General features: G+C 57.8%; 7 protein-coding genes. 4 read left to right on the top strand and 3 right to left on the bottom strand.

The genetic code is table 11. The features are described from left to right. The 4 genes from DQ405_RS25555 to DQ405_RS25540 form a co-directional block, all read left to right on the top strand. Positions 1–380 (top strand): aminotransferase class III-fold pyridoxal phosphate-dependent enzyme (locus DQ405_RS25555; RefSeq protein WP_168426432.1); only part of this gene is annotated, 380 nt, incomplete at its 5' end. 144 nt (positions 381–524) lie between these two features. Continuing rightward, positions 525–779, top strand: coding sequence for a type II toxin-antitoxin system Phd/YefM family antitoxin (locus tag DQ405_RS25550; RefSeq protein ID WP_003194039.1), 255 nt, complete (start codon positions 525–527; stop codon positions 777–779). Further along, entirely contained in the window at positions 776–1,030 is a 255-nt protein-coding gene (locus tag DQ405_RS25545; RefSeq protein WP_168426431.1) for a Txe/YoeB family addiction module toxin, read from the top strand. Before DQ405_RS25550 ends, DQ405_RS25545 begins: the two co-directional genes overlap by 4 nt. A 98-nt stretch (positions 1,031–1,128) precedes the next feature. Then, positions 1,129–1,845 carry a hypothetical protein gene (locus DQ405_RS25540; protein WP_168426430.1) on the top strand — a complete coding sequence of 239 codons (717 nt, stop codon included), beginning with the start codon at positions 1,129–1,131 and terminating at the stop codon, positions 1,843–1,845. Here DQ405_RS25540 and DQ405_RS27105 read toward each other — a convergent pair. The 3 genes from DQ405_RS27105 to DQ405_RS25530 form a co-directional block, all read right to left on the bottom strand. Next, positions 1,824–2,282 carry a hypothetical protein gene (locus tag DQ405_RS27105; RefSeq protein ID WP_174824723.1) on the bottom strand — a complete coding sequence of 153 codons (459 nt, stop codon included), beginning with the start codon at positions 2,280–2,282 and terminating at the stop codon, positions 1,824–1,826. The genes DQ405_RS25540 and DQ405_RS27105 overlap by 22 nt on opposite strands. Then, positions 2,227–2,979, bottom strand: a complete 753-nt coding sequence (locus DQ405_RS25535) for an aminotransferase class V-fold PLP-dependent enzyme (protein ID WP_174824722.1) — start codon at positions 2,977–2,979, stop codon at positions 2,227–2,229. Before DQ405_RS25535 ends, DQ405_RS27105 begins: the two co-directional genes overlap by 56 nt. A gap of 1 nt (position 2,980) precedes the next feature. Beyond that, the coding region (locus DQ405_RS25530; protein WP_168426429.1) for an MFS transporter at positions 2,981–3,863 on the bottom strand (883 nt) is incomplete at its 5' end.

The following is a 3,863-nucleotide window of genomic DNA, read 5'->3' as shown; positions in this document are numbered from 1 at the left end:
ATCCCATCGCCTGTGCGGCGGCGCTGGCGACCCTTGAGGTGATGAGCGACACAAACCTGCACGCCTGGGGCGTCGCGCAGGCGGCCGCGATTGTGGGCCGCTATGAAGCCTGGCGCGCACAGCAACTGTCGCCCTACCTGGGCCGCCTCACCGGTGTCGGCGCGATGCGGGGCATTGAACTGGCCCATGCCGACGGCACACCCGCCCCCAAGCAACTGGCGCAACTGCTGGAGCTGGCGCGAGAGGCTGGCTTGTTGCTGATGCCCAGCGGCAAGTCGCGGCACATCGTGCGCTTGCTGGCCCCGCTGACCATTGAGCCTGAGGCGTTGGAGGAAGGTCTGGATATTCTCCAGGCGTGCCTCGAAGAACTGGACGAGTAACATGTATCAACAGGTTTGACGCTGCTCCACTCAGTCGTTGAGCTTGTTCGTGAAGTCCGGGCGAGGTGGATGACCGTTGATAAGATTCCCGTTGTGGATATGTACGTATTTCTGTACGTTAAACCCACCCAACAAGGAGTCCCCATGGAAACTATCAACTACACCAACGCCCGAGCCCATCTGTCCGAAACGATGGACCGCGTCAACGATGATCACGTCCCACTTCTACTGACTCGACAAAAAGGCGAGCCCGTGGTGATGATCTCGTTATCAGAGTTCAATGCTCTGGAAGAGACGGCTTACCTGCTGCGCTCGCCTAAAAATGCCGAACGTCTCATTAACTCAGTCAACAGCTTACGAGCAGGCAAAGCCAAGCCAAGGCGGTTGATTGAAGAATGAAAACACTCTTTACCCCTGAAGGCTGGGACGACTACCTCTGGTTTCAACAGAACGACAAAGCCGGGCTCAAGCGCATCAATCTCTTGATCAAGGCCATACAAAGAGACCCGTTCGGCGGCGTGGGGAAGCCTGAACCCCTCAAACATAACCTGAGTGGTTTCTGGTCTCGACGAATCACCGCGGAGCATCGTTTGGTTTATGGCATCGAGGATGATGAAGTACAAATATTGATGTGCCGCTACCACTACTGAAATTATTCTGACGCCCCAGCCACCTTGACCTGATCCCCCCACCCGCTGAAAATGCCCGACGTTTTTTGTCTCTCCGCATACTACGCAGTGAAATTTTAATGTCTGATTCCTACACCGAAAAATCCGCCGAAGAATCCGTAGTCGCCCTGCACGCCAAAGCCGAATACGAAAACGCCATCAATCTTTCACAGCATGTGCCAGCCGCCAAGATCATCAGCGAGATGGTGCTGGACGCGTTTCACACCTCCAAAGAAAGCGACCAGATCCGCGAGCTGCGCGTTGCCATCCGCCAGGCCCACGATGCCTTCGATGATGACAAAGCCTATGAGCTGATGGGCCAGCTCAAGCAATTGAAAGACGCCGAAGCCGCAGACAACGCCGCCCTGGAACACCTGAGCAGTCAGTTCTCGATCAGCCGCATCCTGTCCAGCTTCAAGGACGATCCCGAGTTCCAGGAACTGGTCTATGGCCTGGCCCTCAAGGTGCTTAACCAGTCGCACCAGGCCATCAGCAACCCGAGCGCCGGCAAGGGCAAAGCTGCACGCGCCAAGAAAGACAACGAAGTGTTTGTGATCAGCAAAGATGGCATCAGCGTCACCCTGCCGCTGCGCACGCCGCGCTCCAAGCTCAATGTGGACCGCGAAGCACTGGAGTTCCTGGGCTTCACCTTTGTAGGCGAAGGCAGCGAGGCGGAGCTTGCGAGCGAAACCTTCATCGACAACAGCGGCGCCGAGCAGCCGGTCACGCGCAAGAGCATCGTGACCGCGCTGCAACAGCAAAGCGCCTTTGACGGCTACGCCATCGCCGCCCAGTAAGTGCCCAACACTACAAAACTTCGCAGGGTCAAAAGAGCCTGCTCGACCTGGGCGAGAGTGATATGCCGGCCCACCGAGGCACGCACAAAGTGTGTGACGCCCAGGTCCTTAAGCAACAACGGAGTGTGAGCGGTGGTGCCTGCCCACAAGTTGAGCCCCAGCTCGCGGGCTTGGCCGACAAATGCCTTGGCCGGCAGGTTGTGCGGCACAAACGAGACAATTCCAGTCTGCTCGAACTGGTCGCACATTATCGTCAACTGCGGCAAGCGTCGCAATTCCTTCGCCAGCAGCGCATAGGGCTCTGTACTCACCTGTCCGCCGCCGACCTGCACATACTCCTGCAGCGCCGTATGCATGCCCACCTGGGCCGAGAGGCTTTTTTCAGCAATTTCCAGCACCCGCGCACTGGCCACGTCCAGCCGGTTTGACCTGGCCATCGGTGCTGGCGGCGTGCAAGTCGGCAAAATTGAGCTGCAATTGGCCAAGCAAGCGTGGCGACACGTAAGCAACCCCACTGCCACGGGGCCCGCAGAGAAACTTGCGGCCCGCACCTGTCAACAAATCACAATGGATATCCCGCACATCCAGCGGTAACTGCCCCAACGACTGGCAGGCATCCACCACATACAACGCATTCGCGTCCTTGAGCAACGCGCCCAGCGCTTCCACCGGATTGATCACCCCACAGCACGAAGGCAGGTGCGACACACTGACCAGGAACACATCATCGTCCAAATGACGCCGCACCCACTCCAGATCCAGCGGGCTGGTGGCCGTGGTGGGGATCACTTCGACGCGAATGTCACTCGATAACTTGAGGTAGTTGAAGAAGATCAGGTTGGCCGCGTACTCAGAAGTTGATACCCAGACCCGCTTGCCCCGGGGAAATTGCAGTTTGCCGAGGATGCTGGTCCAGGCTTCGGTGGCACTGCTGAAAAAACCAATCTGTGAAGGCTGAGCATTCAACAGCCCGGCCATCACTCGGTACAGGTCGACGTTGAGCAACTCTTCATAGGCAAGCTCGGCTTCATAGCTGCCTATCTGCGCTTCAATGGAGGTAAAACGCTGTATAGCATTGAGCGTGGCCGACGACATCAGGCCCGCACCGGCGGTGTTCAAATGCACCCTATTCATTTCATGCTTCCTTGTTCCACAAAACAGCCGATCCTTTCATCACGCCCACTGCCACTGCGAACAACAGCAATACCGTACCCGCCAGCAGCCACGGCGACGGCAGGGATGGCTGTGACATCAGCATGAACGCCAGCGGCGGTGTGATCATCACGCCGATATTCACCCCCGCCGAGTAATAGCCGAGGTTGCGGTCAACGGTGTGACGGCTGGAGATACTGCTGACGTAGTGGGTGATACCGGGGAACACAACCATCTCCCCCAGGCTCCAGAGCACGGTGGCGGCCAGCAACAATGCACCGATATGGCTGAAGCCCATCAGGAAAAACCCTACGCCGGCCATCAGGAAACCCGCCACCAGTGAGCGACTGCTCGACAGGTGCGACATGCGTTGGTTAATCGGTACTTCGAATAGAATCACCAGCAGTGCATTGATAAAAAAGATGATGCCGACGTAGTAGGCCGGCAACTCGGTGTAGTTGATGATGTAGGCCGACAGAAACGTTGGCGGCAGCGCATAGGCGATGTGCACCGGCAACGCTGCCAGCAGAATCACCAGCAAGCGCGAACGCTCGTGCATTGCGCTTTCCGGCAGCCCATTGCCTTTACTGGCAACGCCAGCCCCTTGTGTCACCGGCACCGTACGCCCAAACCACAGGCAGGCGATAAAGGCGACAAGGGACAACGCCGCGTTGAGGTAGAACACCGCATCGGCGTTACTCAGGAAAATCAGGCTGCCCAAGAGCGGCCCGATTGCCATGCCGATGTTGATCGCCAGGCGGTTGCAGGAGAACGCCACTTTGCGCGATTCGCTACTGCTGTGAGCCACTGTTTCGGAGAACGTGGCGGGGGTGAATGCTTCGTAGCAGCCTCCCCATAGAAACGAC

The sequence above is a fragment of the Pseudomonas sp. SST3 genome (genome assembly GCF_003325755.1).
This window is presented reverse-complemented; position numbering and strand designations above follow the sequence as displayed.

Coding starts and splice junctions, on each gene's coding strand:
- DQ405_RS25535 (WP_174824722.1), bottom strand. CDS start 2,979: ATGAATAGGGTGCATTTGAACACCGCCGGTGCGGGCCTGATGTCGTCG.
- DQ405_RS27105 (WP_174824723.1), bottom strand. CDS start 2,282: ATGGCCAGGTCAAACCGGCTGGACGTGGCCAGTGCGCGGGTGCTGGAA.
- DQ405_RS25550 (WP_003194039.1), top strand. CDS start 525: ATGGAAACTATCAACTACACCAACGCCCGAGCCCATCTGTCCGAAACG.
- DQ405_RS25540 (WP_168426430.1), top strand. CDS start 1,129: ATGTCTGATTCCTACACCGAAAAATCCGCCGAAGAATCCGTAGTCGCC.
- DQ405_RS25545 (WP_168426431.1), top strand. CDS start 776: ATGAAAACACTCTTTACCCCTGAAGGCTGGGACGACTACCTCTGGTTT.